A 25,090-nucleotide genomic window follows, 5' to 3' on the forward strand; every position below is an offset into this window, starting at 1 on the left:
CGATGGCGCGCGCCGAAAGCATCGTCATTGTCGGCGGCGGCATCGCGGGCATGACCGCCGCCGCCGCTCTTGCGCAGGAAGGCTTCAAGGTCACGCTGCTGGAAAGCGCGCGTGAATTCGGCGAGATCGGGGCGGGCGTCACGCTCTCCCCGAACGCCATGAAGGGCCTCGACTTCATCGGCGTCTGCGAGGAAGCGGCGAGCGCGGGCGTGGAGCCCAGCCGCCAGCGCATCCAGCACTGGCAGGACGGCCGCACCATCGTCGCCAAGGACCGATCTGACCAGCGCGACAAGTACGGCGCGCCTTACGTCACCATCCACCGCGCCGACCTGCACGAAGTCCTGCTGGGCGCGGCGCGGCGGGCGGGCGTCGATCTGCGCACCAGCGCGGGCGTGGTCTCCAGCGAAGGCAATACGGTGACGCTGGTGGACGGTTCGATCGTGACCGGCGACCTGATCGTCGGCGCGGACGGTGTGAAGTCGGTGATCCGCGAACGGTTCGAGACCACGCCGCCGCACTTCACAGGCCATGTCGCCTGGCGCTGCCTGGTGCCGGTGACGCCGGAATTGCAGGAACTTTCGGACTTCCCCGGCATCATCATCGGCCCCGGCGCGATGATCACGCGCTACAACATTCGCGGGTCCACGGCGATGAACCTGGTGTTCTTCTCGCGGCAGGACGGCTGGAACGAAGAGGGCTGGACCACTCCGGTCGATCCCGGGGAGGTCCGCAAGGTCTACGAAGGCTGGTGCACCGATGCGCAGAAGCTGATCGCCGCGGCCTGCGAGCAGCCGATGTACAAGTGGGCGATCAACGCCCGCACCGCGCTGCCGGGCTGGATCATCGACGACAACGTGACCCTGATCGGCGATGCCGCCCATGCCATGACGCCGTTTCTTGGCCACGGCGCGGCCTGCGGGATCGAGGACGGCGTGGTCCTTGCCCGCGCGCTGGCGGCATCGGCCACCATCGGCGAGGGTCTTCGTCGCTACGAGGCCGCGCGCCACGAACGCGCGACTTTCATCCAGGCGGAAAGCAACGCCAACGCCGACCGGATGCAGGGCCAGAACACCGACTTCTTCGGCCTTGAAGGCACCAAGGACGAGGAATCGCTGGGCCTGTTCAACTACGATTGCAGGACAGTACCGGTATGAGCGCGGTTCCCTTTGCCCCCGTTCCCTTTGATGGCCATAAGATCGCGCCTGAAACCGAGGCGTTTCTCGGCCAGACCCACAAGCTGCTGATCGGCGGCGAATGGGTGGAAGGCAGCGGGGAACTGGCCAGCCGCGATCCGGCGACCGGCCTCGAACTGACCCGCGTGCAGACCGGCGGCGCGGCGGAAGTGGACCTTGCGGTTGCCGCCGCGCGGCGCGCCTTCGACGGGCCGTGGTCGCGCATGACCGTGGCGGAGCGTACCGCGCTGATGCACCGGCTGGCCCGGATCATGGAGCAGAACGCCACGCTGCTCAGCCAGCTCGATATTCTCGACAACGGCATGCCCGGTTTCATCGCCGGGCTCACCACCGCCAACTGCGTCGAGATGATCGACTATTATGCCGGCGCGGTGATGCGGATCGAGGGCACCACCACTGCCCCGCCGCGCCATATCGCGGCCGAGACCGAGGCGCTGACGTATACCCTGCGCGAGCCTGTGGGCGTGGTTGGCCAGATCGTGCCGTGGAACGTGCCGCTCTCCACCGCGATCCTCAAGCTGGCCCCGGCGCTGGCGGCGGGCTGCACGGTCGTGGTCAAGCCTTCGGAAGAGACGCCGCTTTCGGTATTGGCGCTCGGCCAGATGGTGCTCGATGCGGGCTTCCCGGCGGGCGTGGTCAATATCGTCAACGGTCTTGGCGGTGATGCCGGGGCGGCGATCGCGGCGCATCCGGGGATCGACAAGGTCTCGTTCACTGGCTCCACCGCAACCGGGCGCAAGATCGTTTCGGCGGCGCTGGGCAATCTCAAGAAGGTAAGCCTCGAACTGGGCGGCAAGAGCCCGGTCATGATCATGCCGGATGCCGACCTTGCGCTGGCGGTGCCGGGCACGGCGATGGCCACGTTCTTCCTGCAGGGCCAGAACTGCATGGCTGGAACGCGCATCTTCGCCCATGCCGATGTGCATGACGAACTGGTGGCGGGGCTCAAGGCTTTCGCGGAATCGATGACGCTGGGTCACGGGCTGGACCCTGCGACGATTCAGGGGCCGATGATCTCCGACGCCCATTGCGCCAAGGTCATGGGCTATATCGAGGGGGCCGAGGCGGCCGGGGCCAGGCTGGTGACGGGCGGCGGGAAGCTGGACCGCCCCGGCAACTTCGTCCGCCCGACGATCTATACGGACTGCCGCCCGGACATGGCGCTGGTGAAGGAGGAGATCTTCGGCCCGGTGATGGCGGTGATGAAAGTGGAAACCACCGACCTCGACGAGCTGGCGGCACTGGCCAACGACACGCCTTACGGGCTTTCCGGCTCGGTCTGGACGAAGGACCTGTCCACCGCGCACCGGCTGGTGAAGCGTATCCGGTCGGGCCATGTCTCCATCAACTGCCACGGCGCGGTGGGGACGAACATTCCGTTCGGCGGCTACGGCCAGTCCGGCTGGGGCCGGGAGTTCGGCAAGGAAGGGCTCGACGGTTACCTGGAAACCAAGGCGGTAACCGCGCGGCTCTGAACGGGCGCTACATCGGGAAACAGGAAAGGGAGGCCCATCGGGACCTCCCTTTTTTTATCCCGGGCTTCAGGCATTTCCCATCGGCACGGGGTTCGACAGATCGTGGCTGATCGCCGCCGCCGTCGACTTGAGATCGTCTAAATAGAGTTCCAGCGCCTGCGACAGGCGCATGGCGGCCACGAAGAACACCATGGTCATCGCCGCCTCGAAGTGGCCGTTGCGGAAGATCGGCACCGAGACCGACGAGGTCTTGCCCGGCGTGAGGTTGAAGTGGTTGCGGCCCTGCACGGCGTAGCCTTCGGCGCGGATGCGATCGACATCGAGGCTGACTTCGGCGGTGGCGAGGTAATTGAGGTCGATGTCCTGCGAGACGCGCATGAAGCGCAGGATCATCTCGCGCTCGTCATCAGGCGCATAAGCCATCGACACCTTGCCCGAGGCGCTGTCGAGGATCGGCAGGGTAAAGCCGGGGTAATAGTGTTCGAACGTCAGCGAGGAGTTCGAATGGGTGCTGTCGCGCAGCATCATCTCGCGGCCCACGCGGATGGCGATGGAGACCGGCCAGCCGAGCCGCTTGGTCAGGCCCACGATGTGCGGCCGGGCAAGACGGACCAGTTCGTCGTCATGCTGGAAGCCGGTTGCCAGTGTCTGCACCATGGCCGTGGCGCGGTAGCGCTTGCGCGAGGGTTCCTGTTCGATCAGGCCTTCATAGAGCAAGGTCTGGACGATGCGGCAGGCGGTGGGATAGGGCACCTCGGATGCCTTGGCGATCTCCATCATGGAGAGCGAGCCGTGGCGGTTGATCGCCTTCAGCGCCGCGATTGACCGCGTGATAGAGCGAATTGGAACCCCTTTTTCCATCGTCAGACCCCGTCCGTTTTTTGTGTTATCGGAAGAGTGACAAGGGAATGACGTTTGCTCGAAATAATCAAGACGATATCCGCCTGTCGGATAGATATGCCGACAGGCGGAACCAAAACGGGTTCATAGTTTTCCGCCAGCGCCCTTTTTCTTGATCGGAACGAAAATTAATTTCGCGCCGGGCCAGCGGGAGGGCCTGATCGCAAAGGCCGGCGCCCCCATGCGGTAACGATTCGCTGCTTACCAGCCGGGCACGATCACCTGGCGGATCGCCTCGCCCGAGGCGAGCTTGTCCATGGCCTCGTTGATCTCCTCCAGCGGGCCGACCGAGGTCAGCAGCTTCTCCACCGGCAGCCGTCCCGCGCGCCAGAGCTTGATGTAGCGCGGAATGTCGCGCGCGGGGATCGAGGAGCCCATGTAGCTGCCCATCAGCGTCTTGGCGTCCGCCACCAGCGACAGTGCGTTGATGGCCAGATCCTCCGACGGGTTGGGCAGGCCCACCGTCACGATCCGGCCGCCGCGCCGGGCAGAGCGATAGGCATGGGCCAGTACGGCGGCCTTGCCGACCGTTTCCACCACCACGTCGCTGCCCATGGCCGCATCGTCCTCTCCGGGGGCGGAAGCGCTGGCCGCGCCCAGTTCCAGCGCCAGCGCGCGTTTGGCAGGGGACGGGTCCACCGCATGGACCGGCTGCGCGCCCGCCGCCAGCGCGCCGAGCAGCGCGGAAAGCCCGACGCCGCCCAGCCCGATCACGGTCACGCTTTCGCCCGGCTGGACTTTGGCCGTGTTCATCACCGCGCCGACCCCGGTGAGCACCGCGCAGCCGAACAGTGCGGCGGTCTCGGGCGGGATATCGGCGTCGATCTTCACCAGCGAGCGCCGGTCCACCACCGCCTGCGTCGCGAAGGCCGAGACGCCGAGATGGTGGTGGACGACGCCGTCCTCGCAGGAGAGGCGGCTGCCGCCGCGCATCAGTTCGCCCTTGCCGTTGGCGGCGGCGCCTTTCGCGCAGAGGTAGCCCTCGCCCGAGAGGCAGGCCGCGCATTGCCCGCAGCTCGGCAGGAACACCAGTACCACGCGGTCCCCCACCGCGAGGTCCGGTTCATCGGGATCGCCAAGTGCGAGCACGGTGCCCGCCGCCTCGTGCCCCAGCGCCATCGGCATCGGCCGGGGCCGGTCGCCGTTGATGACGGAGAGGTCCGAGTGGCAGATCCCCGCCGCGTCGATCCGCACCAGCACTTCGCCGGGCAGCGGATCGGAGAGATCGAGCGGCCGGACCGCCAGCGGCTCGTTCTCGGCATAGGGCCGGGGATGGTCCCCGGAGCGGGAGAGGACGGCGGCGGCGATCCGGCGCTTCATCGGCTTACTTCGCCGGAGCCGGAGCAGGCGCCCACTGCTTCTCGAAGTCCCACACTTCGTCGAAGCCGATCAGCGAGCAGAACTCCTTGAAGTTGAAGATGCCCTCGGGCTCGCCGATGCCGTGGTCCTTGAGATCGCGCAGCGACTTCTCGATGGCGGTGCAGGCGACCAGGCTGGTGAGCGAGGGGTAGATCGCATAGCCATAGCCGATCTCCTCCAGCACCGAGGCGAGCGGGATCGGCGTGGAGCCGCCGTTCGCCATGTTGGCCATCAGCGGCTTGTCGAAAGCGGCGCAGGCTTTCGCCATTTCCTCCTCGCTTTCCAGCGCTTCGGGGAAGAGGACGTGGGCGCCCGCCTTGTCGTAGGCTTCGAGGCGGCGCATCACGCTGTCCAGCCCCTCGCTCTGGCGCGCGTCGGTGCGGGCGATGACGAGGAAGTCCTCGCTCTCGCGCGCGGCGATCGCCACCTTGATCTTCTCGACCATGTCTTCCACCGGGATCACCCGGCGGAACGGCGTGTGGCCGCATTTCTTGGGGAATTCCTGATCCTCGAGCTGGATCGCGGTGACGCCGGCGGCCTCATAGCCCTTCACGGTGTGATGGACGTTGAGCAGGCCGCCATAACCGGTATCGCCGTCCGCGATGACCGCCGCATTGCTGGTGCGCACCAGCGTTTCCATGCGGTTCTTCATCTCGGTGTAGGTGGCGATCCCGGCGTCGGGCAGGCCCCAGGCCGAGGCGGTAAGCCAGTAGCCGGTGCCATAGACGAGATCGAAGCCGACCTTGTTGGCGATCACCGCGGTGATCATGTCCTGGATGCCGGGAATGACGAAGAACTTGCCGCTCTCCAGCTTCTGGCGGAAAATCGGATTGGCCATGATGGTGCTCTCCTGTGTTCTGTTTATTCGGCGGCTTCTGCGAGAGCAGGAGCGGCCACATGCGTCCACTGCGGCGCGATGGGGGCGGGAAGGCCGGTTTCGGCAAGGCAGTTGGCGCGCAGCGTCTCGATGTCCGGGCCGAAGTTGAACACGCCGATTTCGCCGCGGGCCTTGCGCATTTCGGCGCGCAGGGCCTGCGTCGCGGCTTCGTCCACCGCGCCATCCACCAGCACCACGCCGTAGTCCTTCGCGCCTTCGGCGGTGACGAGGCCCTGCTTCAGTTCCTTGGCCAGCAGCGCGGGATCGCGGTCGAGCGGATCGCCCCAGCCGCCGCCGCCCCAGGTGATGAACTGCAGCTCGTCACCGGCCTCGACCGGATAGTCCTCCAGCTTGTTGCCGACCACGATCTGCGTGCCGTCCGCCTTGGTGAGGATCTTCTTCGCACGCTTGCCCGGAAGGCCGCCGTTGACGCCCCAGGGCGGCACGAACCAGCGGTCGTCATGGATCGCGATCACGCCGCTCTCGAGGAAGCGGTACACCATGTTGATGCCGTTGCCGCCGCGATGGAGGCCCGCGCCGCCCGAATCCGCCACTGTCTCGTACTTGACGATCTCCAGCGGGAAATAGCGTTCGAGGAACTCGTTGGGGACGTTGGTGAAGCCGGGGAACAGCGAGTGTCCGTCCGGCCCGTCGCCCAGCGGACGGCCGGGGATGCCGCCGAAGCCGATCTGGAACAGCTGGAACCACTTACCGGCCTTGTCGTGCCCGGCATAGAACAGGTGCGGCGAGGAAGAGAAACCGGCGGCGTTGAGGAATTCCGGCGTCTTCTGGCCGAGCAGACCGCCCAGGATGTCGAACAGGCGGCCCAGAACGTGGGTGCGGCCCGAAAGCGCGGCCGGGAATTTCGGCTTGAGCAGCGAGCCTTCCGGGATGCGCACGTCGATCAGGTCGTAGTAGCCATCGTTGAACAGGATCTGCGGATCGAAGATCATGATCATGTAGATGCCGAAGAACATGCGCATCATGTTCTCGTTCAGCAGCATGTTGATCGAGGCCTTGGACTGCGGGTCGGTGCCGTCGAAATCGAGCACCACGCGGCCGTTTTCGCGCCACATCGTGCACTTGATCCGGTAGGGACCGTAGCCCATGCCGTCATCGCAGATGTAGTCCTCGAACGTGACCTTCTCCTCGCCGATGGAGGTTTCGATCAGATGCTTCATCGCGCGGTGGTTGCGTTCGAGCAGCATTTCCGTGGCGGAGACGAACACGTCGTCGCCGAAGCGTTCCACCATTTCCACCACGCGGTGCGCGGCGACGCGGCACGAGGCGATCAGCGCGTTGAGATCCGCCTTGCACCAGTCCGGCGTGCGCGACTGGTGCATGACCAGCTTGACGAGATCCTCGTTGTATTCACCCTTCTTCCAGATCTTCACGGGCGGGATGCGCACGCCTTCCTGGAAAATCTCGGTGGCGTGGATCGGCATCGAGCCGGGGACCATGCCGCCGATGTCGCTCTGGTGGCCGAACATCGAGGTATAGGCGATCAGGCGCCCGTCCTTGAACACCGGCAGCAGCACCAGCCAGTCGTTGCAGTGGCTGATCGCGCCGCCGACCGAGTAGGGGTCCGACAGGAAGATCAGGTCGCCGTCTTCCACGGTGCCGTCGAACCCTTCGAGGAAGGGGCCGATGTAGGAACCGAACTGGCCGACGATCATCTTGCCCTGATGGTCGGCGATCAGCGGGAAGGCGTCTCCCTGTTCGCGGATGCCGGGCGACATCGCGGTGCGCACCAGCGTGGCGTCCATCTCGATGCGGGCGTTGCGCAGGGCGTTCTCGATGATGTCGAGGGTTACGGGATCGACGGGAACCGTCTGGAACGGGGCTTCATTGGCCTGAATGATACGTGCGGGCATGGTCTTGGCTCCCCTCAGGCGAGGTTGATGAGGATGTTGCCGGCGTGATCGACGGTGCCGACGCAGTCGGCCTCGATCAGCGTGGTGGAGTCCATCTCGGTGACGACGGCGGGTCCGGGGATCACGTCTCCGGCGCGCAGCTTCGCGCGGTCGTAGATGACGGCGGCCTGCATTTCGGTGCCGGTCCACAGTTCGTGGTCGCGGATCTTGGCGCGGATGGGATCGCCGTCTCCCTGCTCCAGCGGCGGCGAGGGCAGTTCGAGGGCAGGGCCCATGGCGACGGCGCGCAGGTTCACCAGTTCATGGGCGCTGTCCATGTTGAAGGTGAAGAGGCGCAGGTGCTCGGCATCGAAGCGGGCGGTGACGCCGGCAAGGCCATCGGCGCGCAGCGTTTCCGGGTCGATCGAAAGCGGCACTTCGAAGGCCTGGCCTTCATAGCGCACGTCGAGTTCGAACTGGCTGGTGATGTCCGCCTCGGCAATGCCTTCGGCGGCGAGTTCGGCGCGGGTCTGCGCGGCCATTTCTTCCAGCAGGGCCAGCACGTCGGCCTCGCTGGTGTCCGCCACGCGCTGCGAGAACGAGCGCGCGGTTTCGGTGCGCATGCGGGTGGTGGCATCCCCGAGCGCGCAGAGCACGCCGGGCGAGACCGGCGAGACGGCGGGCCAGGAACCCATCAGCTTGGACACGGCATTGACGTGGAGCGGCCCGGCACCGCCGAAGCCCATCACCGCGAAGTCGCGCGGGTCGTAGCCCTGCTGCACCGAGATCATGCGCAGCGCGCCGAACATGTTCTCGTTGACGATGTCGATGATGCCGCGCGCCGCTTCCATCAGGCCGATGCCGAGCGCGTCGGCAATGGTCTGGACGGCCGCCTTGGCGCCTTCGCGGTCGAGCTTGAAGGTGCCGCCGAGGAGGTTCTCGGGCAGGTAGCCGAGCACGACGTTGGCGTCGGTCACGGTGGGCAGCTTGCCGCCCTTGCCGTAAGCGACCGGGCCGGGCACCGCGCCTGCCGATTGCGGGCCGACGCGCAGCGCCTTGGTCAGTTCCGGCACATAGGCGATCGAGCCGCCGCCCGCGCCCACCGTCTTCACGTCCAGCGCCGAGGCGCGGACCGAGAGGTGGCCGACTTCGGTGGTACGCTGGCGGCGCGCCTCGAGGTTCTCGATCAGCGCCACGTCGGTCGAGGTGCCGCCCACGTCGAGCGTGAGGATGTTTCTGATGCCGGCATTGCGGCCGACCCAGATCGCGCCGGTCACGCCGCCTGCCGGACCCGACATCAGCAGCGAGACGGGGTGTTCCTCCGACTTTTCGGAAGACATCAGCCCGCCGTCGGAGCGCAGCAGCGAGAGCGAACCCGCCATGCCGGCGCCGCGCAGCGATGCGCGCAAGTTGCGCACGTACTTGCCGACGACCGGACGCACCGCCGCATTGGCGACCGTGGTGAGCGTGCGTTCGTATTCCTGCATTTCGGGCAGGACCAGATGGCTGAGCGAGATCGGCACCTCGGGCATGATCTCTGCCGCCAGTTCCGCCACGCGCGCCTCGTGCGCGCCGTTGAGATAGGCGTTGACGAGCGCGACGGTCAGCGCCTCGACGCCGGAAGCCTTGAGCGCTTCGAGCGCGGCGCGGATCTCGCCTTCGTCGATTCCGGCGGTTTCCTGTCCGCGCGCGTTCATGCGGCCGCTGATCTCGAAAGTGTCCTCCAGCGCGGCCAGTGGCTCGGGCTTGGGCCAGACGATCCAGCCGGCCAGGCCGCCCGGCACGAAGGAACGGGCGATCTGCATGACCTGCCGGTAGCCCTGCGTGGTGATGAGGCCGACGCGCGCGCCCTTGCCTTCAAGCACCGCATTGGTGGCCACGGTGGTGCCGTGCAGGAAGAATTCCACGTCGGACGGGGCGATGCCGCCCTTTTCGCAGACCGCGGTGACACCGTTCAGGATGCCTTCGGAACTGTCGTGCGGGGTCGATGGCGTCTTGTGACGCCAGAACTCGCCGTTGTCCTGGTTGAAAAGAAGCAGATCGGTGAACGTCCCTCCGACGTCCACGCCCAAACGATAGGTCATGCGTTCCCCATCCGGCTTTGCCCTCAGGCAGTGTTCGGTTCCGGATCTCGGGCGCGGATTGCGGCCGACGACTCCGGGTGATGAAATGGTATATCGATATGACAATACGGCAAGGCCGCATTGCAGTCTGCGTACCGCGCCGGGGGGCGGGCGCTGCGGTTTCGGACAGAGTTATCCGCCAAGCGAATTTTTGGGGTGGCGGGGGGCCGCCGCGCCGTTCACCAGATTAGGAAAGGTCGCAACAAAGGAGACAGCCATGCCACTCGACTTCAGCACGCTTCGCCCCGGCACGAAGGAGTTTCTCGCCCGCCGCGCGGGCGGTGAGGGCCTGCTTATCGGCGGGGCATGGGGCACGGCTGCGCAAGGCGCCACCTTCGCTACCCTCGATCCGGCCACCGGCAGCGAGCTGGGACAAGTCGCCAAGGCGGGCGCGGCCGATGTCGATGCCGCCGTTTCGGCCGCCCGCGCGGCGCTGGCCGGCTGGGGCGCCACCGTGCCGGTGGAGCGCGCGCGCATCCTGTGGAAGATCGCCGACCTTATAGAAGCGAACATCGACGACCTTGCCGAACTGGAAACGCTCGACCAGGGCAAGCCGCTGTTCGTCGGCCGCTGGGCGGAGATCCCCGGCGCGGTGAACCAGTTCCGCTTCTTCGCCGGGCAGGCCATGGCGATCGAGGGCAGCACCCTCGAAAGCTCGATCAACTACCAGCCGCAGGGCAAGCAGATGCGGACCTGGACCGTGCGCGAGCCGGTGGGCGTGGTGGCGGCCATCGTGCCGTGGAACTCGCCGCTGGTGCTCACCGCGATGAAGCTGGCGCCCGCGCTGGCGGCGGGCTGCACGGTGGTGCTCAAGCCCGCCGAGGATACCTCGCTCACCGCGCTGCGGCTTGCCGAACTGATGGTGGAGGCCGGTGTTCCGGCAGGCGTCATCAATGTCGTCACCGGGCTTGGCGGAGAGACCGGCGCGGCGCTGGCCGCCCATCCGGGGGTGGACAAGATCGCCTTCACCGGCTCCACCGCCACCGGCCGCGCGGTGCTCGATGCCGCCAAGACCAACTTCAAGCGCGTGACGCTGGAGCTGGGCGGCAAGTCGCCCTCCATCGTCATGCCCGACGCCGATCTTTCGCTGGCGATCCCTGGCGTGGCCAATGCCATCTACTTCAACGGCGGGCAGGTCTGCATCGCCGGATCGCGGCTCTACGTCCACCGCTCGGTCCATGACCAGGTGGTGGAGGGCGTGGCGGAATATGCCAAGGGCCTGAAGCTCGGCCACGGCCTTGCCCCCGATACGCAGATGGGCCCGGTGGTCTCGCTGCGCCATGCCGAGCGGGTCGAAGGCTTCCTGCAGCGCGCGCGGGCCGAAGGGGCGACGATGCTGGCGGGCGGCGAACGCACCGGCGAGGCGGGCACCTTCATCACCCCCACCGTGGTCGTCGACGTGAAGCCCGGCATGGAGATCGTGCGCGAGGAAGTGTTCGGTCCGGTGCTGGTCGCGCAGGCGTTCGACGATGTGGAGGAAGTGATCGCCGCCGCCAACGACAGCGAATACGGCCTTGCCGCCAGCGTCTGGACCGAGGGGCTGTCGAACGCCCACCGCATGTCGAGCGCGATCAAGGCGGGCACGGTGTGGATCAACTGCCACGCCATGTATGACGCCACTCTTGCCATCGGCGGGGTCAAGCAGTCCGGCTGGGGCCGGGACAGCGGGCGGCAGGCGCTGGAAAACTACCTTGAATGGAAGACCGTCTGCGCGGTCGTCTGATCGGGGGCATCATCGCGGGTTGAGGGAGGAGGGGCGCATCGCAAGGTGCGCCCCTTTTCGTTGTCCTGCCTGCGCCGCTCCGTGCCGCCCGCCCCCCCCGGACCGGCTGCGGGCGGGCGGAGTGTCCGCCAACCGGCGCGCCTCCCCGTACCTCGGATAGTTCCGCGACTTCGCCCGTCCCGCCGGACCGCCCGGTCCATAGCGGGGGACGGAACAGGAAATGGAGTCTGCTCGATATGGCGGCAGTTGAACGGTGTCAGGTGGCGATCGCGGGGGCGGGACCGGTCGGAACGGTTCTGGCGACGCTGCTGGCGCAGGCGGGTATCGACGTGGTGGTGCTGGAAGTGAACGGCGATTGCGCGCAGGATCTGCGCGCCTCCACGTTCCATCCGCCGACGCTGGAAATGCTCGACCAGATCGGGGTGACGCCGATGCTGCTGGAGAAGGGGCTCAAGGCGCCGGTCTATCACTGGCGAGACCGTCACTCGGGCGAAGTGATCGACTTCGACCTTGCCGAGATCGACGACGTGACCCGCTACCCTTTCCGCATCCAGTGCGAACAGTATCACCTGTCGCGTGCGCTTGCCTCGGGGCTTGAGAAGCAGGGCAATGCCGATGTCCGCTTCGGCCAGCGCCTGCTGACCTTCGAGGAGGACGCGGACGGCGTGAACCTTGCGGTCGAGACGATGACCGGCATCGCGCAGATGCGCTGCGATTACCTGATCGGTGCGGACGGCGCGAATTCCATCGTGCGCAAGTGGCTGGGCATCGAATTCGACGGGTTCACTTATCCCGAACGCTTCCTCTGCCTCTCGACCGCGTTCGAACTGGGCGACCACATCCCCAACCTGGCCTGGGTCAACTACGTGTCCGACCCGGACGAATGGCTGGTGCTGCTGCGCGTGCCCACGCTCTGGCGCGTGCTGGTGCCGACCGACGGTTCGCTCAGTGACGAGGAACTGCGCTCGGATGCGATGAAGAACGCGATCTTCGGCAGGCTGGTCGGCGACGGGGAGATGGTGAAGACCGAGCACCGCACGCTCTACCGGGTCCACCAGCGCGTGGCGAAATCCTTCCGCGAGGGCCGCGTGCTGCTGGCGGGCGATGCCGGGCATCTCAACAACCCGCTTGGCGGCTTCGGCATGAATTCGGGCGTGCATGATGCCTTCAACCTGTTCGAGAAGCTGCTGCCGGTGCTCAAGGGGCAGAAGACGGGTTCGGGGGCAGAGGAGAACCTCGCGCTTTACGACCGGCAGCGCCGCGAAGTGACGCACAGCTTCACGCAGATGCAGACCAAGGAAAACATGGCGATGATCCGCGGCGGGCAGGACGAGGCGCACAAGCGCCGCCGCGAAGCCATGCTGGCGATCAAGCAGGACGATACGCGCCGCCGCGCCTACATGCTGCGGCAGGCGATGTACGAGAGCCTCGCCCAGGCGGCCGAGATCCGCTGAACCAGGTCGTAAACCAGACCCCCGGCACCCCATCAACCAGCGGCACCGGCACCGGTCCGCAACAGGAGTATCTGCAATGGGAGACGTTCTCGGTTGGCGAAAGCTGCTGGGTGTCATCGCCCCCTCCACCAACACCGTGGTCCAGCCGGACATGGAGCGCATGCGCCCTGCGGGCGTGACCAACCATTTTTCGCGCATCTATGTCGAGGACCCGCTGGCGCTCTCGAACGAGGATTTCATCGCCGGAACCACGGCGATCGCCGAAAACACGCTGGACGCGGTGCGATCGGTGATGACCTGCAAGCCGGACTACCTCGTGCTCGGCATGTCGGCGATCACGTTCTACGGCGGGGTCGAGGGTAGCCGGAAATGGAAGAGGCAGGTCGAGGAACTGGCGGGCGTCGGCGCGTCTACGGGGGCGGAATCGGTGGCGGCGGCGCTTCATGCCTACGGCGCGAAGACGGTGAGCTTCGTTTCGCCCTATTACCCGGTCGCCAATGCCGAAGTCCGCAATTTCCTGGAGGAATCGGGCTTCACCGTGAAGCGCGACGTGCCGCTGGAATGCCGCCGCTGGACCGACATCGCCAAAGTCGGCCCTGACCGCCTGCGCGAGGTGATCGAAGAGCTGGACGGGGATGACGTTGACGCCATCGTGCAGGTCGGCACCAATCTCTCGATGGTGGACCTTGCGGCCGAATACGAGGCGAAACTGGGCAAGCCGGTGATCGCGATCAACACCGCAACCTACTGGCACGCCCTGCGCGCGCAGGGGATCGCGGACCGGATCGAAGGCATGGGCCGCCTGCTCGCCGAATACTGAGACATGCGCCGCACCGGAGCGGTTCCGGGGCGGCGCAAAGGATCGCCTGTCACGAACCCGAAGGCATCGACAGTTCGAAGACCGTCAGGTTCCTGTCCGAGCTGACATGTACCGTGCCGCCGTGCGCCTTGGCGATTTCGGAAACGATGAACAGCCCGAGCCCCAACCCGTTCCCCCGCTCGTTCCCGTTCGCCATGGTGAACGGTTCGAACAATGTGGGGACGAGCTCCGGGGCGATCGGACCGCCTTCATTGGCGATCGACAAACTGAACCGCCCTTGCCCGCTGCGCGCGTGCACGGTGATCGGCCGGTTCGGGGTCCCATGGACGAGCGCGTTGCCGACCAGGTTGGAAAGCAATTGCGAAATCCGGGAAATGTCGCAGATGATCGGTTCTTCCAGATCGAGGATCACATCGATCGATGCCTCTGGATGAACGATCTGCAATTCCTCGATCACCTCTCGAACGGGCGCTTCCAGCGAGTCCGTCGTCTGCAGATCGAGGAATACGCCGTCGCCCAGGCGGCCGCGCGCAAAGTCCAGCAGGTCGTCGATCAGCATTTCGATGCGCCGGGTGCTCTGGCCCATTTTCTCGATCACCAGGGCGGCCCGAGGTGAGGGATCCATCCTTGCAAGCAGCCTCATTCCCGAAACCACGGCGGCGAGGGGATTGCGCAGATCGTGGCCGAGGATGGCGATGAAACGTTCCCGGATCAAAGCGGAACGATCCGCATTCGCCAGTTCCTGCTCCTTGCGGTGCAGATCGTCCTGAAGGTCGAGTTGGAGGCCGATCAATCTGGCGAAATTCTCGAATGTGGCTACGATTCCCGGATCGGACAGCTTGGCGGGAAGCGGGTCCAGCGCACAAAGGGTTCCGAAGAAACTGCCGTCGCGGCGGAAGATCGGGATCGAGATATAGCTTTCGAAGCCATATAGACGCGGCGTGTGGTGATTGTGGAATATCGGGTCCAGGGCCACGTGATCGATGATCACGCCGGTTCCCGAATCCCGGATCTCGTCGCAGATCGTCGTCTTGAGATCGAGCGAGCCGCCCACTTCCAGGCCGAAGGCAATTTCGTCCCTGACCGCACAGGCCGTCCAGCTGGTGCTGGTCACCCGGGCCACGGCGGCGAAGCGCAGGCCGGTAATGCGGCAGGCTATCTCCAGGATGGAGGGCACCGCGTCGATACGGGCGACCGCTTCCATATCATCTGCGATCAGGTCCGACATCGCGTGCATTTGCTTCCCTAGCCTTGAACCCGATTGGCCTAGCTCAGTATGACTACGCGATCAAATTCAAGTCTGGGCCTCAATCCTTCCGGCTGCAGGGCGCGGGGGCGGCGCCCCGGGAACGGAAAGCTCAGGCCCCTACCGCGCCTTGCGCGACGAGGGCTTCGATCCGCTCCGGCGCATAGCCCAGCGTTTCGAGCACCGCGCGGCTGTTCGCGCCGGGGGCGGGCAGCGTCACCGGCGCGCCGGGGCGCAGGCCGCCCATCTGGAGCGGGATCGTCGGCAGGCGGGTTTCCTCGCCGGTGTCGAGCACGACCGGTTCCAGCCCGCCTTCGGCCAGCTGCGGATCGTCGAACATGTCCTCCGGACGGGCGATGGGGGCGAAAGGCAGGCCGGTGCCTTCCAGCTTCGCCACGATCTCGGCCCGCGTCATCGAGGCGACGAGCTGGCGGACCTGCGGCAGGATACGGTCGCGGGCGAGGACGCGCTGGTTGTTGGTGCGCAGGCTCTCGTCGGCCCAGAGCTCATGCAGTTCGAACAGGGCGCAGAACTTCTGCCACAGCACGTCGGAAACCACGCCGATGAATACGGGCTCGTCGCGGGTTTCGAACACGTCGTAGATCGCCCAGGCCGAGATGCGCGCGGGCATCGGCGCGGCGGCTTTCCCGGTGACGGCGAACTGCGCCATGTGCTGGCCAACGAGGTAGGCGGTGGTCTCGAACAGGCTGGCGACGACCTTCTGGCCGCGCCCGGTGCGATGGCGCTCCTCCAGCGCGGCGAGGATGCCGATCACGCCGAACATGCCGCCGGTCACGTCGATCACGCTGGAGCCCGCGCGCAAGGGGCGTCCCGGCGGGCCGGTCATATAGGCAAGGCCGCCCATCATCTGCGCCACTTCGTCCAGCGCGGTGCGCTGTTCGTAGGGGCCGGGCAGGAAGCCTTTTTCCGAGCAGTAGATCAGGCGCGGATTGGCCTGTGCCAGTTCCTCGTAGGACAGGCCGAGCCGGTCGAGCGCGCCGGGGCGGAAATTCTCGATCAGCACGTCGGCGCCCTCGGCAAGGTCGCGGGCGACCTGCAGGCCCTCGGCCGACTTGAGGTCGAGGCAGATCGACTGCTTGCCCCGGTTGTACATCGGGAAATAGCCCGAGCCCGAGCCGAGCAGGCGCCGGGTCTGGTCCCCGCCGATGGGCTCGATCCGCACCACTTCGGCGCCCAGCCCGGCGAGGATGTGGCCCACGGCGGGGCCCATGACCATGTGCGTGAATTCGGCGACGCGGATGCCGGCCAAAGGCTGCGGGACCGCTGGCTGCGTTACGTTCTCGCTCATCGGGCGATCCTTTCGTTGTAGTCGAGCATCGGCCCGGCATCCGGCGTGAAGCCGTAGAGTGGTTCGCCGGGCAGGGCGGCGGCCAGGATCTGGCGCACTTCCAGCAGGCGTTCGAGGTCGATGCCGGTATCGAGCCCCATGGCATTGAGCATGAGCACGAGATCCTCGGTCACGAGATTGCCCGAGGCCCCCGGCGCGGCGGGGCAGCCGCCGAGCCCGCCGAGCGAGGCGTCAAGCGTGGTGATGCCCTCCTCCAGCCCGGCCAGCGCATTGGCGAGGCCGAGCCCGCGCGTGTTGTGGAGGTGGAGCGTGGTCAGCATGTCCGCCCCCACCGCCGCCCTGACCTTGCGAACCAGCCGCCGGACCTGCGCGGGGTCGGCATAGCCGGTGGTGTCGGACAGGCTGAACTCCTGCGCGCCCGCCTCGGCCGCGGCAAGGGCGAGGCGCACGACAGTATCCTCCGCGACGGCGCCCTCGATGGTGCAGCCGAACGCCGTGGCGAGGCCGACGGCGAAGTGAACGCCTGCCGCCCTTGCGATTTCGGATGCGGCCGCGATTTCCGCCAGCATCGCCGGATGGTCCTTGCGCACGTTGCGGATGGAATGGGTCTCGCTCATCGAAAGGGGGATCGACATGGCGTGGACACCCGCCTCCACCGCCCGCTGCGCCCCTTTGGCATTGGGCACGAGGGCGACGACGTTGAGCCCCTCGATCCCCCGCGCGAAGCGGACCAGTTCGGCGGTGTCGGCCATCTGGGGCAGCAGGCTGGGCGGCACGAAGCTGCCCACCTCGATCTCGCGCACCCCGGCGGCGGCCTCTGCGGCGATCCACGCCTTCTTGGCCTCCAGCGGCATGATCGCCTTGATCGACTGCAACCCGTCACGCGGGCCGACTTCGGAAACGAGTATCTGCGTCATGGTGTTCTTTCGAGAGTGGCCCCGAGGTAGACCCAGGGCCGCGCCTTGCGGTCGGCCGAGGTCCAGTCCTCGATTTCCGGCAACGACTTGAGCGTGAGGTCGATGGCATCGAGCCCTTCGAGCAGCATCTCGCGCGGTTCGGGCTCGATGGCGAAGCGGTGGATGGCGGCGCCGCAGCGCACTTCCTGCGCGGGCAGGTCCACGGTCACCTCCTGCCAGGCCATGGCGGCGATGGCCGCTTCGGGCAGGACCACGGGAAGGAGCCCGTTGCGGATGCAGTTGGCCCGGAAGATCGGTGCGAAGCCTTGCGCGATCACGCAGCGCATGCCGTACTCCGCCAGCGCCCAGACGGCATGTTCGCGGCTTGATCCGCAGCCGAAGTTCGCCCCGCCCAGCAGCACTTGCGCGCCCGCCGCTTCGGGGCGGTTGAGCGGGAACGCCGGGTCCGGCACGCGCGCGGCGGCGTCGATATAGCGCCACGGCGCGAACAGCCCGTCGGCAAGGCCGGTGCGCCCGGTGCTTTTCATCTCGCGGCTGGGGATGATCGCGTCGGTATCGACATTGTCGCGCAGCAGCGCGGCCGCGCGCGAGGTGAGGGTGGTGAACGGGGTCATCGCGCCGGCTTCCGGATCATGAGTTCGCGGGGATCGGCGATCGCGCCGGCAATCGCGCTGGCAACCACGGTTTCCGGGCTGGCGATATGGGTGCGGATGCCCGGCCCCTGCCGCCCCTCGAAGTTGCGGTTGGTGCTGCTGATCGTCCGGCTGCCTTCGGGGAAGCGTTCGCCCCCTGCGAAGAAGCATAGCGAGCAGCCGCTCTCGCGCCATTCGAACCCGGCCTCGGCAAAGATCGCGTCGAGCCCCTCGGCCTCGGCGGCGCGCTTCACGGCGGAGCTTCCGGGCACCACCATGGCCTTGCGGATCGATGGCGCGACATGGCGCCCCTTCACCAAAGCGGCGGCGCGGCGCAGGTCCGAGAGACGGGCATTGGTGCACGATCCCAGGAACGCCACGTCGATCGGCGTGCCCAGCAGCGGGCTGCCGGCATCGAGGCCGATATAGTCGTGCGCCCGCGCCGGTCCCTGCGGCACCGTGCCGTCCACCGGCACTGCATGTTCCGGGCTGGTGCCCCAGCTCACCATCGGGGCGAGCGCGGCGGCGTCTATCACGATCTCGCGGTCGAACCGGGCGTCCTCGTCGGTTTTCAGGCCGTGCCAGTATGGCTCGCCGAAGTCCTCCGGCGCATAGCGGCGGCCCGCCAGATATTCGAAAGTCTTTGCATCCGGCGCGACGATGCCGGTCATGGCCGCGAACTCGGTGGCCATGTTGCACAAGGTCATGCGCGCCTCGATGTCGAGCGCGCGCACAGCCTCGCCCGCGAACTCCACCACATGTCCCGCGCCGCCGCCCGCGCCGTGCGCGGCGATGAGCGCCAGCACCATGTCCTTGGCGGTGACGCCGGGCGCAAGCGTGCCGGTATAGGTGACGCGCATCGTCCCCGGCCGGTCCAGCCGCAGCACGCCGGTTGCCATGGCATGTTCCGCCTCGCTGGAGCCGATCCCCCATGCCAGCGCGCCCAGCGCGCCCTGCGTGCAGGTGTGGCTGTCGGGCGCGACAAGGGTGACGCCGGGCAGGACGATACCAAGCTCGGGCGAGATGACGTGGGTGATGCCCTGGTCGCGGTCGTTCACGTCGAACAGGGTGATCCCGGCGGCCCGCGCGGCGGCGCGGGTCTCGGTGATGAAGGCGGAGCCGCCCTCCATCAGCGTGCCGTCGCCGCGGCCGGGGCGGGTATCGACGATATGGTCCATCACCGCGAAAACGCGCGCCGGATCGCGCACGGGGCGCCCCGCTGCCGCCATCGCCTTGAGCGCGGCGGCGCCGGTCCGTTCGTGCAGGAACACGCGGTCTATGGCGATGAGCGCGGCCCCGGTCGCGCTGTCCGCGACATGGTGGGCCTGCCAGATCTTTTCGAAGAGAGTCTTGCCTGTCATGTGTCGTCGCACCCGCTTTCGCGCGGTTTCAGTCGTCCTGTCCGGCAAGGTCGACCACGACCTTGCCCATCGATCGGCCCGAGAGCAGCCGCTCCACCGCGCCGAACACGCCCTCGATGCCGATGTTCGGCTGATCGTCGAACCGCACCTTGATCCGGCCTTGTGCGTAAAGGTCGAAAAGCCGCTCGCGCGCATCGGCCCAGTGGGGCGTGAGCAGCCCGTTCATGAAGCCGCGTACCGAAGCGCCCTTGTAGTAGATGGCATGGGCGATGCGCGGGCCGGTGACGATCTCGGGCTTGCCCTCCAGGTCCGAGGCGGCGCCGCCCACCACGAGGCGGCCATGATTGGCGAGATTGGCGAGGAAGGCATCGAAGATCGCGCCGCTCACCGTGTCCACCGCCACGTCGAGGCCGCCGGGATATTCGGCCGCCAGCACGGCGCCTACATCCTCGGACTTGTAGTCGATCACCCGTTCCGCCCCGAGCGAGGCGACGAAATCGCATTTCGCCCGGCCGCCCGCCACGCCGATCACCCGCGCGCCATTGAGAACGGCAAGCTGAACCAGCAGGTGGCCAAGGCCGCCCGCCGCCGCCGAGATGGCCACGGTTTCGCCGCGTTTCAGCTCGCCGATCCGCTCCAGCGCGACAAGGGCGGAAACCCCGGTGGAGGCCAGCGCCAGATATTCGCGTGTGGCGGCGGGCGCCTTCACGAACTGGCTGGCGGGGCCGGTATTGGCCTCGCGGTAGCCGCCGGTGAAGCGCACCGTGACCGCCGCATCGCCCACCGCGAAGTCGCTCACACCTTCGCCCACCGCTTCCACCGTGCCGATGGCCTCGACCCCGGTGAAAGTGGGCAGGGCGATCTTCACATAGTCCACCGCGTTGCGGGCGATCTGGGTGTCGAAGATGCCGTTGACGCCGCAATGCAGGTTGCGCACGCGGATCTCGCCGGGACCGGGCGCGGCCAGCGGCAGTTCGACGATCTCGCTTCCTTCGCGGAACGAGGGCGCGACGCGTTCGAGACGGATGGCGCGGTAGATCTCGCTCATTGCGCGATCTTTCCCTGCGGGAAGCCGAGCCCGCCCGGATTGAACAGGCCCTTGGGGTCCATCACGTTCTTCACCGCATCCAGCACATCGAGGAACGCGGGATCGCGCGTCTCGCGGTAGGGATAGGCGCGGCCGATCTGGAAATGGGCGGCGCCGTATTTCTTGCAGATCGCCTTCACCTGCTCGCGCGCTTCGGCGACCAGCGCGGTCGCCTCCGGCGCGGGGCCAAGCTGCTTCAGGCGCTTGAGATGCTCGGGCTCGACCATGGATTCATGGACCGGGCGATAGCCTTCGGGCCAGAAGAACACCGGCTCGATGACGATGGCATTGGTGGAGAGCGAGGAGAACAGGAAACCGTTGTGAATGCCCAGCGCATCGAAGCGGGCCTTCATCGCATCGAAGTAGGCGCGGATTTCGCCGAACATGGCAGGCGCGGTGGAAAGCGAGGCCTGTCCGTGAACCGGCACCCAGCTTTCGCCTTCGGGGCCGAGGATCGAGTTCGGCGCCGGGAACGGCATGGCACGGATCACCTTGGCGATCGAGTTCTCGATCTCGGTGCCGCCGAAGCGCCTGGCGATATCGCGGGCACTGGCGATATCGGCCGCCACCGATTCCTTGCAGCGGCCCTCGGCGGTGATGTGAAGCGGGTAGTCGTCCTCAGGGATGAAGTCGCGCCCGCCCATGGCGATCTTCGCGGCGGCCAGCAGGCCCTTGCCCAGCGACTTCTCCTTGGCCACGACTTTGCCCAGCGTCTTCACGTCGCTGGCGAGCGACATGCGGCGCATGCGGACCTTGGTGAGGCCGGGGTCGAAGCCGCAGGTCTCCGAAGCGATGCCGGCGCGGGTCATTTCCGCCAGCGCCTCGATCATGATCTGGCCGGTGGGGAACGAGAACGAGACCGAATCCTCGAACCGGGGCGTGCGGATCAGGCGGAAAGTCACTTCGGCCTTGAGCCCCAGCGTCCCGGAATCGCCGCAGAACAGCCCGGCGAGATCGGGGCCGAAGTGGCGGTAGTGCGGCGTGTCGCCGTCAGGGCCGCGCGCGCCGGTGCGCAGCGTCCGTCCGTCCGCCAGCACCATGGTCACCGCGATCACGCTCTCGCTGGAGGTGCCGTGGTGCCCGGCGCCGAACATCGCGTTGAGCTGCGAAAGACCGCCGCCGATGGTGGAATAGATGCCCGACATCGGCCCCCAGAAAGGGGTGCGCAGGCCATGCGGCGCGAGCGCCTCGTTGAGCGCGCGCCAGGTGCAGCCGCACTGCACGGTCACCGTCATGTCCTCGGGGCTGATCTTCAGCACCTTGTCCATGCGGGTGGTGTCGATGGTGACGGTGTCGTCCGTGACCGGGAGATAGCTTTCGGTATAGCTCATGCCCGCGCCGCGCGGCGCCAGCGCCACACCTGCCTCGTTCGCGGCCTTGACCACGGCGGCGAGCTCAGCGGTGGTGGCAGGCGCCACGGCCAGCATGGCGACGTGATCGGCGCGGGTCCACACGTCCTCGCTGAACAGGCGAAGGCGCGCCTCGTCGTCGCTGACGTTCTCCGGCCCGACGATGGCCACCAGCGCGGCGCGCAGGTCGGCGGGGCAGGGGGCGATCCCGGACAGGGTTTCGTTCGTGGCAGGGTTGGCGGACATGGCTTGGTTCCCCGAACGCTGGAAGCCTTGAATTGGCTTTGTATTAGATCAATTGAACGCGGGTTTCGCGATTGCCCGCCTGTCGGATGAACATGGTCACCTGTCGGACAGTTCGGCCTCTGCGAAAGCGCTCCCCACGCGCGCGGCGCCCAGCCCGGCGAGCCGCCCGAAGGTCACCGCCGTGGCAAGGCCCATCGCGGGCAGGTAGCCCCAGTAGGACGGTCCCGAGACCGACCTTGCGGCGCCGCCGCCGGCGAAGAGATTGGGCAGCCGCGTGCCATCGGCGCGCAGGACGCGGGCCTCGCCGTCGATCTGGAGGCCGCCCTGCGTGTGGAAGATCGCGCCCACCACCCTGAGCGCCCGGTAAGGGGCGGCAGGCGGCAGGTCGGTTCCCCAGACGCGGCCGAAGGGGTCGGCTCTACCCTCGCTCTGTGCCGTTTGTGTCGCTTTCAGTGTCGCCTCGAGCGCGGCGGCGGGAACGCCCATCGCCTCGGCCAGATCGGCGATGGAATCGGCCTTTTTCAAGGCGTTGAGGGCCTTGAGCTGCTGCATCTCGGGAATATAGTCGGCAGCGGCCTCGATCCTGGCGTCGAAGACCACCCAAACGTGATCGCCCTCCTGCCGAAGCACCGGGTGGACCATGCCGGCGATGTCGGCGGTCTCGTCGGTAAACCGCTCCCCCGCCATGTTGACGAGCACGCCGCCCTCCACCGGAACGCCCGGCGGCACCGGGATTCCCTGCGGTTCGGTCAGCATGGCGTAGCCCTGGTAGGCCCCCATGTCGCCCAGGGCGGCGCCCAGCTGCTCGCCCACCCGCACTGCCGTTCCCCGGCTGCCTTCGTGGCCGTTGTTCCGGGCATGGGCCATCTCGGGCATGTACCGGGCGACCATGGCGTGATCGGCGGCAAAACCGCCGCAGGCCAGCACCAGCGCGCCGCAGCCCACACGCTCTACCGAGCCATCGCGCCGGGTCAGGGAAACGCCCAGAATTCGGCCGTTTTCATCGGATTCCACCCCGGAAAGCCGGGTGCCCGCCATCACGTCCACCCCGGCGTCATCAAGCCGCCGGTGCAGCAGTTCCACCATGTCCTGCCCCGAATGGCCGCGCCATCCGTGAACCCGGTAAGTGCTGTTGCCATAGGCCGGGCGGAAGCCGGTATCGAGCTGCCACGGCATGTCGAGAGCGCCGACCATCCAGTCCACCGTCGGCCCTGCGTGATCGGCGATGGCGCGGGCCAGCACCGGGTCGGTCTGCCCGCGGGTCTTGGCGATGATATCGGCGTAATAGCGCTCGGCATCATCCTCGATCCCGTGCTCCGCCTGCGACCGGGTGCCCGCCGCGCAGATCAGGCCCTGCGACATTCCGGTGGAGCCCATGGGCCGCTCGTCCTGCTCGACCAGCAGCACTTCGGCACCGGATTCCCGCGCGGAAAGCGCGGCAATGCAGCCGCATGCCCCCCCGCCGACCACCAGGACCGGGACGCTGAATTCGAAGGCCTCGCCGCTCATGCCTCGCTCGCGAGTTCGTCGCCCACATCGCCCGAGGCGACATCTTCGGCGAGCATGGCGGCCTCGTTCTCCTGCTGCACGATGCGCAGGATGCGGGCGATGTATTCCTGATTCCACATCTGCCGCTCGGCCGAGGCAGCGCGGTCCGGCGTGAATGCGTCGATCTCGCCTTCCGACAACACGCCCTTTTCGAGCAGCAGGCGTTCCAGCGTGTCCGCGCGCTGGCGGGTAACCGCCAGTTCCTGCGCCACCGCCATGGTGATGGCGAGAACCCGCTCCACTTGCGGTTCGAGGAAATAGGGGCGTTTTCCTGCTGGTTTGGCGCCGGCGTGGTTGAGGGCGTCGGTAAAGCTCATGCCACGGCTCCGATCACGTGCCAGGCCGCCTTGCGGCCGTAATCCTCGGTTTCGTCCTCGGCCGCATCGGGGAACAGTTCGCGGTCGACGACGCCGAACACGCCGCCGTGGATCAGACTGTCGACGGCGAACCCCGCGGCGACCATTTCGGCATCGAGGTCCATCTCGTGCATCCGGCTCCAGAACGGCTCGTTGTTGTAGAAGGCATCCCAGTCGCGCATGGCCTGCTCGAAAAGTGGCATTTCAGGCGCGTACTGCGGCTGCTCCACGTGAAGGACGACGCCGCCGGGCCGCAGCAGGCGGCGGGTCTCGGCGAAGATATTGCGCAGCGCCCTCGTCGAAAGCTCGTGCAGGAACATCGTCGTCTGGATCCAGTCGAAGCTCTGGTCTTCGAACAGCGAAAGATCCTCGCCGCTGGCCTGCACGAAGCGCACGTTGTCAACGCCGAGCGACTTGGCGCGCGCAAGACCGTAGCGCAGGACCGGCGCGCCGAGATCGGCGATCGTCAGTTCGGCATCGGGAAAGGCCTGGGCCAGCGGCAGGCTGGAATGGCCCACCGTGCCGCCGATTTCGAGGATCCTGCGGGGCTTGAAATCCGGAAGGTTGCGGCGGACCCAGTTGACCACGGCATGCCCGCCGCCGTCCGAATACTTGCCCAGCAAGCCGCTGGTGGTGACGAAACCGGCGTGGTCGTAATTGGCGCCGTTGGTCACGTCGCCGGGGAAGTATTCCGTGTGGTAACTGCCCGGCATGCAGTGATGATCCACGGCCGAGACGTAGCGCGGGATTGGCAGCGAGGGATCGAGGGCCAGTCGCTCGTCGCCATCGGTAAGATCGGCGGCGATCCGGGCAAGCCGTTCGTTCTGGCGCAGCGCCGTCCAGCGCCCGGCCTGCTGCCGCTGCTCCATCGTCATGCGGCGCAGTGCCGACCAGGTCTGGAACGCCGGGTCATCGAGCATGGCCTTGCGCGCTTCGTGGCGATTGGCGAGCGGACGGCCGTTCTGCGCGGCGAAGCCCGGCGCAACGCGGTTTTCAAACGATGCCTTGACCCCCGGCACCACGCGCGCGGCGAGATGGCGGTTCATCTGCGCGAGGAAGTTGATCCGCTCGATCTCGTCATGGCTGGTCTCGGGGAAAACCGCGTGGCGGCCAATCACCCGATAGTCCGGCGGGCCATCGTAGGCCGCGTTAGGGTCGTTGCCGGCCGGGGCTGGGGAATGGGGTTTCTGAGACGTCTTCACGGCCTACCTCATTTGTTATAGAGATATGATATAATGGCCGGGCGCCGGAAGCAAGCACGC

At 67.1% G+C, this 25,090-nt stretch carries 20 protein-coding genes; 5 read left to right on the forward strand and 15 right to left on the reverse strand.

Going from position 1 to position 25,090, the window contains the following annotated elements:
• The first annotated feature begins 2 nt into the window (after positions 1-2).
• Both ACLIMP_RS19475 and ACLIMP_RS19480 read left to right on the forward strand, forming a co-directional pair.
• The gene (locus ACLIMP_RS19475; protein WP_324699556.1) at positions 3-1,154 is read left to right on the forward strand and encodes an FAD-dependent oxidoreductase; all 1,152 of its coding nucleotides are present in this window, start codon (positions 3-5) and stop codon (positions 1,152-1,154) included.
• Positions 1,151-2,668, forward strand: coding sequence for an aldehyde dehydrogenase family protein (locus ACLIMP_RS19480; RefSeq protein ID WP_324699558.1), 1,518 nt, complete (start codon positions 1,151-1,153; stop codon positions 2,666-2,668). The genes ACLIMP_RS19475 and ACLIMP_RS19480 overlap by 4 nt, the downstream gene beginning before the upstream one ends.
• Positions 2,669-2,734: 66 nt before the next feature.
• Here the strand turns inward: ACLIMP_RS19480 and ACLIMP_RS19485 are convergent, their stop codons facing one another.
• The 5 genes from ACLIMP_RS19485 to ACLIMP_RS19505 form a co-directional block, all read right to left on the reverse strand.
• Entirely contained in the window at positions 2,735-3,529 is a 795-nt protein-coding gene (locus ACLIMP_RS19485) for an IclR family transcriptional regulator (RefSeq protein WP_054441876.1), read from the reverse strand.
• A gap of 240 nt (positions 3,530-3,769) precedes the next feature.
• A complete protein-coding gene (locus tag ACLIMP_RS19490; protein ID WP_054441877.1) occupies positions 3,770-4,888 on the reverse strand; it encodes an alcohol dehydrogenase catalytic domain-containing protein in 1,119 nt (372 codons plus the stop codon).
• A 4-nt stretch (positions 4,889-4,892) separates the two neighbouring features.
• Positions 4,893-5,765, reverse strand: coding sequence for an isocitrate lyase/PEP mutase family protein (locus ACLIMP_RS19495; protein ID WP_324699561.1), 873 nt, complete (start codon positions 5,763-5,765; stop codon positions 4,893-4,895).
• 23 nt (positions 5,766-5,788) lie between these two features.
• A complete protein-coding gene (locus tag ACLIMP_RS19500) occupies positions 5,789-7,678 on the reverse strand; it encodes a hydantoinase B/oxoprolinase family protein (RefSeq protein ID WP_324699562.1) in 1,890 nt (629 codons plus the stop codon).
• A 14-nt stretch (positions 7,679-7,692) separates the two neighbouring features.
• Positions 7,693-9,741, reverse strand: coding sequence for a hydantoinase/oxoprolinase family protein (locus tag ACLIMP_RS19505; protein WP_132468861.1), 2,049 nt, complete (start codon positions 9,739-9,741; stop codon positions 7,693-7,695).
• Between the two features lie 256 nt (positions 9,742-9,997).
• On the opposite strand from ACLIMP_RS19505, the gene ACLIMP_RS19510 reads away from it, so the two are divergent.
• The 3 genes from ACLIMP_RS19510 to ACLIMP_RS19520 all read left to right on the forward strand — a co-directional run bounded on the left by ACLIMP_RS19510 (position 9,998) and on the right by ACLIMP_RS19520 (position 13,777).
• Positions 9,998-11,503: an aldehyde dehydrogenase family protein gene (locus ACLIMP_RS19510; RefSeq protein WP_324699565.1), complete on the forward strand. Its 1,506-nt coding sequence runs from the start codon at positions 9,998-10,000 to the stop codon at positions 11,501-11,503.
• Between the two features lie 236 nt (positions 11,504-11,739).
• Entirely contained in the window at positions 11,740-12,957 is a 1,218-nt protein-coding gene (locus ACLIMP_RS19515; protein WP_054441880.1) for an FAD-dependent oxidoreductase, read from the forward strand.
• A gap of 76 nt (positions 12,958-13,033) precedes the next feature.
• Positions 13,034-13,777, forward strand: coding sequence for a maleate cis-trans isomerase family protein (locus ACLIMP_RS19520; RefSeq protein ID WP_324699567.1), 744 nt, complete (start codon positions 13,034-13,036; stop codon positions 13,775-13,777).
• 49 nt (positions 13,778-13,826) lie between these two features.
• On the opposite strand, the gene ACLIMP_RS19525 is transcribed toward ACLIMP_RS19520, so the two are convergent.
• From ACLIMP_RS19525 to ACLIMP_RS19570, 10 genes are all read right to left on the reverse strand, one after another.
• The gene (locus ACLIMP_RS19525; RefSeq protein ID WP_324699568.1) at positions 13,827-15,014 is read right to left on the reverse strand and encodes a GAF domain-containing sensor histidine kinase; all 1,188 of its coding nucleotides are present in this window, start codon (positions 15,012-15,014) and stop codon (positions 13,827-13,829) included.
• Between the two features lie 121 nt (positions 15,015-15,135).
• Complete coding sequence (locus tag ACLIMP_RS19530; RefSeq protein ID WP_324699569.1) at positions 15,136-16,332, reverse strand: CaiB/BaiF CoA transferase family protein; 1,197 nt, start codon at positions 16,330-16,332, stop codon at positions 15,136-15,138.
• Positions 16,329-17,249: a hydroxymethylglutaryl-CoA lyase gene (locus ACLIMP_RS19535; RefSeq protein ID WP_185999636.1), complete on the reverse strand. Its 921-nt coding sequence runs from the start codon at positions 17,247-17,249 to the stop codon at positions 16,329-16,331. The genes ACLIMP_RS19530 and ACLIMP_RS19535 overlap by 4 nt, the downstream gene beginning before the upstream one ends.
• Complete coding sequence (gene leuD / locus ACLIMP_RS19540; protein ID WP_185999637.1) at positions 17,246-17,863, reverse strand: 3-isopropylmalate dehydratase small subunit; 618 nt, start codon at positions 17,861-17,863, stop codon at positions 17,246-17,248. Before leuD ends, ACLIMP_RS19535 begins: the two co-directional genes overlap by 4 nt.
• Positions 17,860-19,242, reverse strand: a complete 1,383-nt coding sequence (locus ACLIMP_RS19545) for a 3-isopropylmalate dehydratase large subunit (protein WP_324699572.1) — start codon at positions 19,240-19,242, stop codon at positions 17,860-17,862. The genes leuD and ACLIMP_RS19545 overlap by 4 nt, the downstream gene beginning before the upstream one ends.
• A gap of 28 nt (positions 19,243-19,270) precedes the next feature.
• Positions 19,271-20,290 carry a zinc-binding dehydrogenase gene (locus tag ACLIMP_RS19550; protein ID WP_443478840.1) on the reverse strand — a complete coding sequence of 340 codons (1,020 nt, stop codon included), beginning with the start codon at positions 20,288-20,290 and terminating at the stop codon, positions 19,271-19,273.
• Positions 20,287-21,924, reverse strand: coding sequence for an FAD-binding oxidoreductase (locus ACLIMP_RS19555; protein ID WP_132468856.1), 1,638 nt, complete (start codon positions 21,922-21,924; stop codon positions 20,287-20,289). Before ACLIMP_RS19555 ends, ACLIMP_RS19550 begins: the two co-directional genes overlap by 4 nt.
• Before the next feature lie 96 nt (positions 21,925-22,020).
• Positions 22,021-23,433, reverse strand: a complete 1,413-nt coding sequence (locus ACLIMP_RS19560) for an FAD-dependent oxidoreductase (protein WP_443478841.1) — start codon at positions 23,431-23,433, stop codon at positions 22,021-22,023.
• Positions 23,430-23,789: a hypothetical protein gene (locus ACLIMP_RS19565; protein WP_185999641.1), complete on the reverse strand. Its 360-nt coding sequence runs from the start codon at positions 23,787-23,789 to the stop codon at positions 23,430-23,432. Before ACLIMP_RS19565 ends, ACLIMP_RS19560 begins: the two co-directional genes overlap by 4 nt.
• On the reverse strand, positions 23,786-25,030 hold the full coding sequence (locus tag ACLIMP_RS19570; RefSeq protein ID WP_443478842.1) for a class I SAM-dependent methyltransferase: 1,245 nt from the start codon (positions 25,028-25,030) through the stop codon (positions 23,786-23,788). Before ACLIMP_RS19570 ends, ACLIMP_RS19565 begins: the two co-directional genes overlap by 4 nt.
• Between the last annotated feature and the right edge of the window lie 60 nt (positions 25,031-25,090).

Origin of the sequence: Novosphingobium aeonii (assembly GCF_052279045.1) — a bacterium.
Taxonomy (GTDB): domain Bacteria; phylum Pseudomonadota; class Alphaproteobacteria; order Sphingomonadales; family Sphingomonadaceae; genus Novosphingobium.

Coding starts and splice junctions, on each gene's coding strand:
- ACLIMP_RS19475 (WP_324699556.1), top strand. CDS start 3: ATGGCGCGCGCCGAAAGCATCGTCATTGTCGGCGGCGGCATCGCGGGC.
- ACLIMP_RS19480 (WP_324699558.1), top strand. CDS start 1,151: ATGAGCGCGGTTCCCTTTGCCCCCGTTCCCTTTGATGGCCATAAGATC.
- ACLIMP_RS19485 (WP_054441876.1), bottom strand. CDS start 3,529: ATGGAAAAAGGGGTTCCAATTCGCTCTATCACGCGGTCAATCGCGGCG.
- ACLIMP_RS19490 (WP_054441877.1), bottom strand. CDS start 4,888: ATGAAGCGCCGGATCGCCGCCGCCGTCCTCTCCCGCTCCGGGGACCAT.
- ACLIMP_RS19495 (WP_324699561.1), bottom strand. CDS start 5,765: ATGGCCAATCCGATTTTCCGCCAGAAGCTGGAGAGCGGCAAGTTCTTC.
- ACLIMP_RS19500 (WP_324699562.1), bottom strand. CDS start 7,678: ATGCCCGCACGTATCATTCAGGCCAATGAAGCCCCGTTCCAGACGGTT.
- ACLIMP_RS19505 (WP_132468861.1), bottom strand. CDS start 9,741: ATGACCTATCGTTTGGGCGTGGACGTCGGAGGGACGTTCACCGATCTG.
- ACLIMP_RS19510 (WP_324699565.1), top strand. CDS start 9,998: ATGCCACTCGACTTCAGCACGCTTCGCCCCGGCACGAAGGAGTTTCTC.
- ACLIMP_RS19515 (WP_054441880.1), top strand. CDS start 11,740: ATGGCGGCAGTTGAACGGTGTCAGGTGGCGATCGCGGGGGCGGGACCG.
- ACLIMP_RS19520 (WP_324699567.1), top strand. CDS start 13,034: ATGGGAGACGTTCTCGGTTGGCGAAAGCTGCTGGGTGTCATCGCCCCC.
- ACLIMP_RS19525 (WP_324699568.1), bottom strand. CDS start 15,014: ATGCACGCGATGTCGGACCTGATCGCAGATGATATGGAAGCGGTCGCC.
- ACLIMP_RS19530 (WP_324699569.1), bottom strand. CDS start 16,332: ATGAGCGAGAACGTAACGCAGCCAGCGGTCCCGCAGCCTTTGGCCGGC.
- ACLIMP_RS19535 (WP_185999636.1), bottom strand. CDS start 17,249: ATGACGCAGATACTCGTTTCCGAAGTCGGCCCGCGTGACGGGTTGCAG.
- leuD (WP_185999637.1), bottom strand. CDS start 17,863: ATGACCCCGTTCACCACCCTCACCTCGCGCGCGGCCGCGCTGCTGCGC.
- ACLIMP_RS19545 (WP_324699572.1), bottom strand. CDS start 19,242: ATGACAGGCAAGACTCTCTTCGAAAAGATCTGGCAGGCCCACCATGTC.
- ACLIMP_RS19550 (WP_443478840.1), bottom strand. CDS start 20,290: ATGAGCGAGATCTACCGCGCCATCCGTCTCGAACGCGTCGCGCCCTCG.
- ACLIMP_RS19555 (WP_132468856.1), bottom strand. CDS start 21,924: ATGTCCGCCAACCCTGCCACGAACGAAACCCTGTCCGGGATCGCCCCC.
- ACLIMP_RS19560 (WP_443478841.1), bottom strand. CDS start 23,433: ATGAGCGGCGAGGCCTTCGAATTCAGCGTCCCGGTCCTGGTGGTCGGC.
- ACLIMP_RS19565 (WP_185999641.1), bottom strand. CDS start 23,789: ATGAGCTTTACCGACGCCCTCAACCACGCCGGCGCCAAACCAGCAGGA.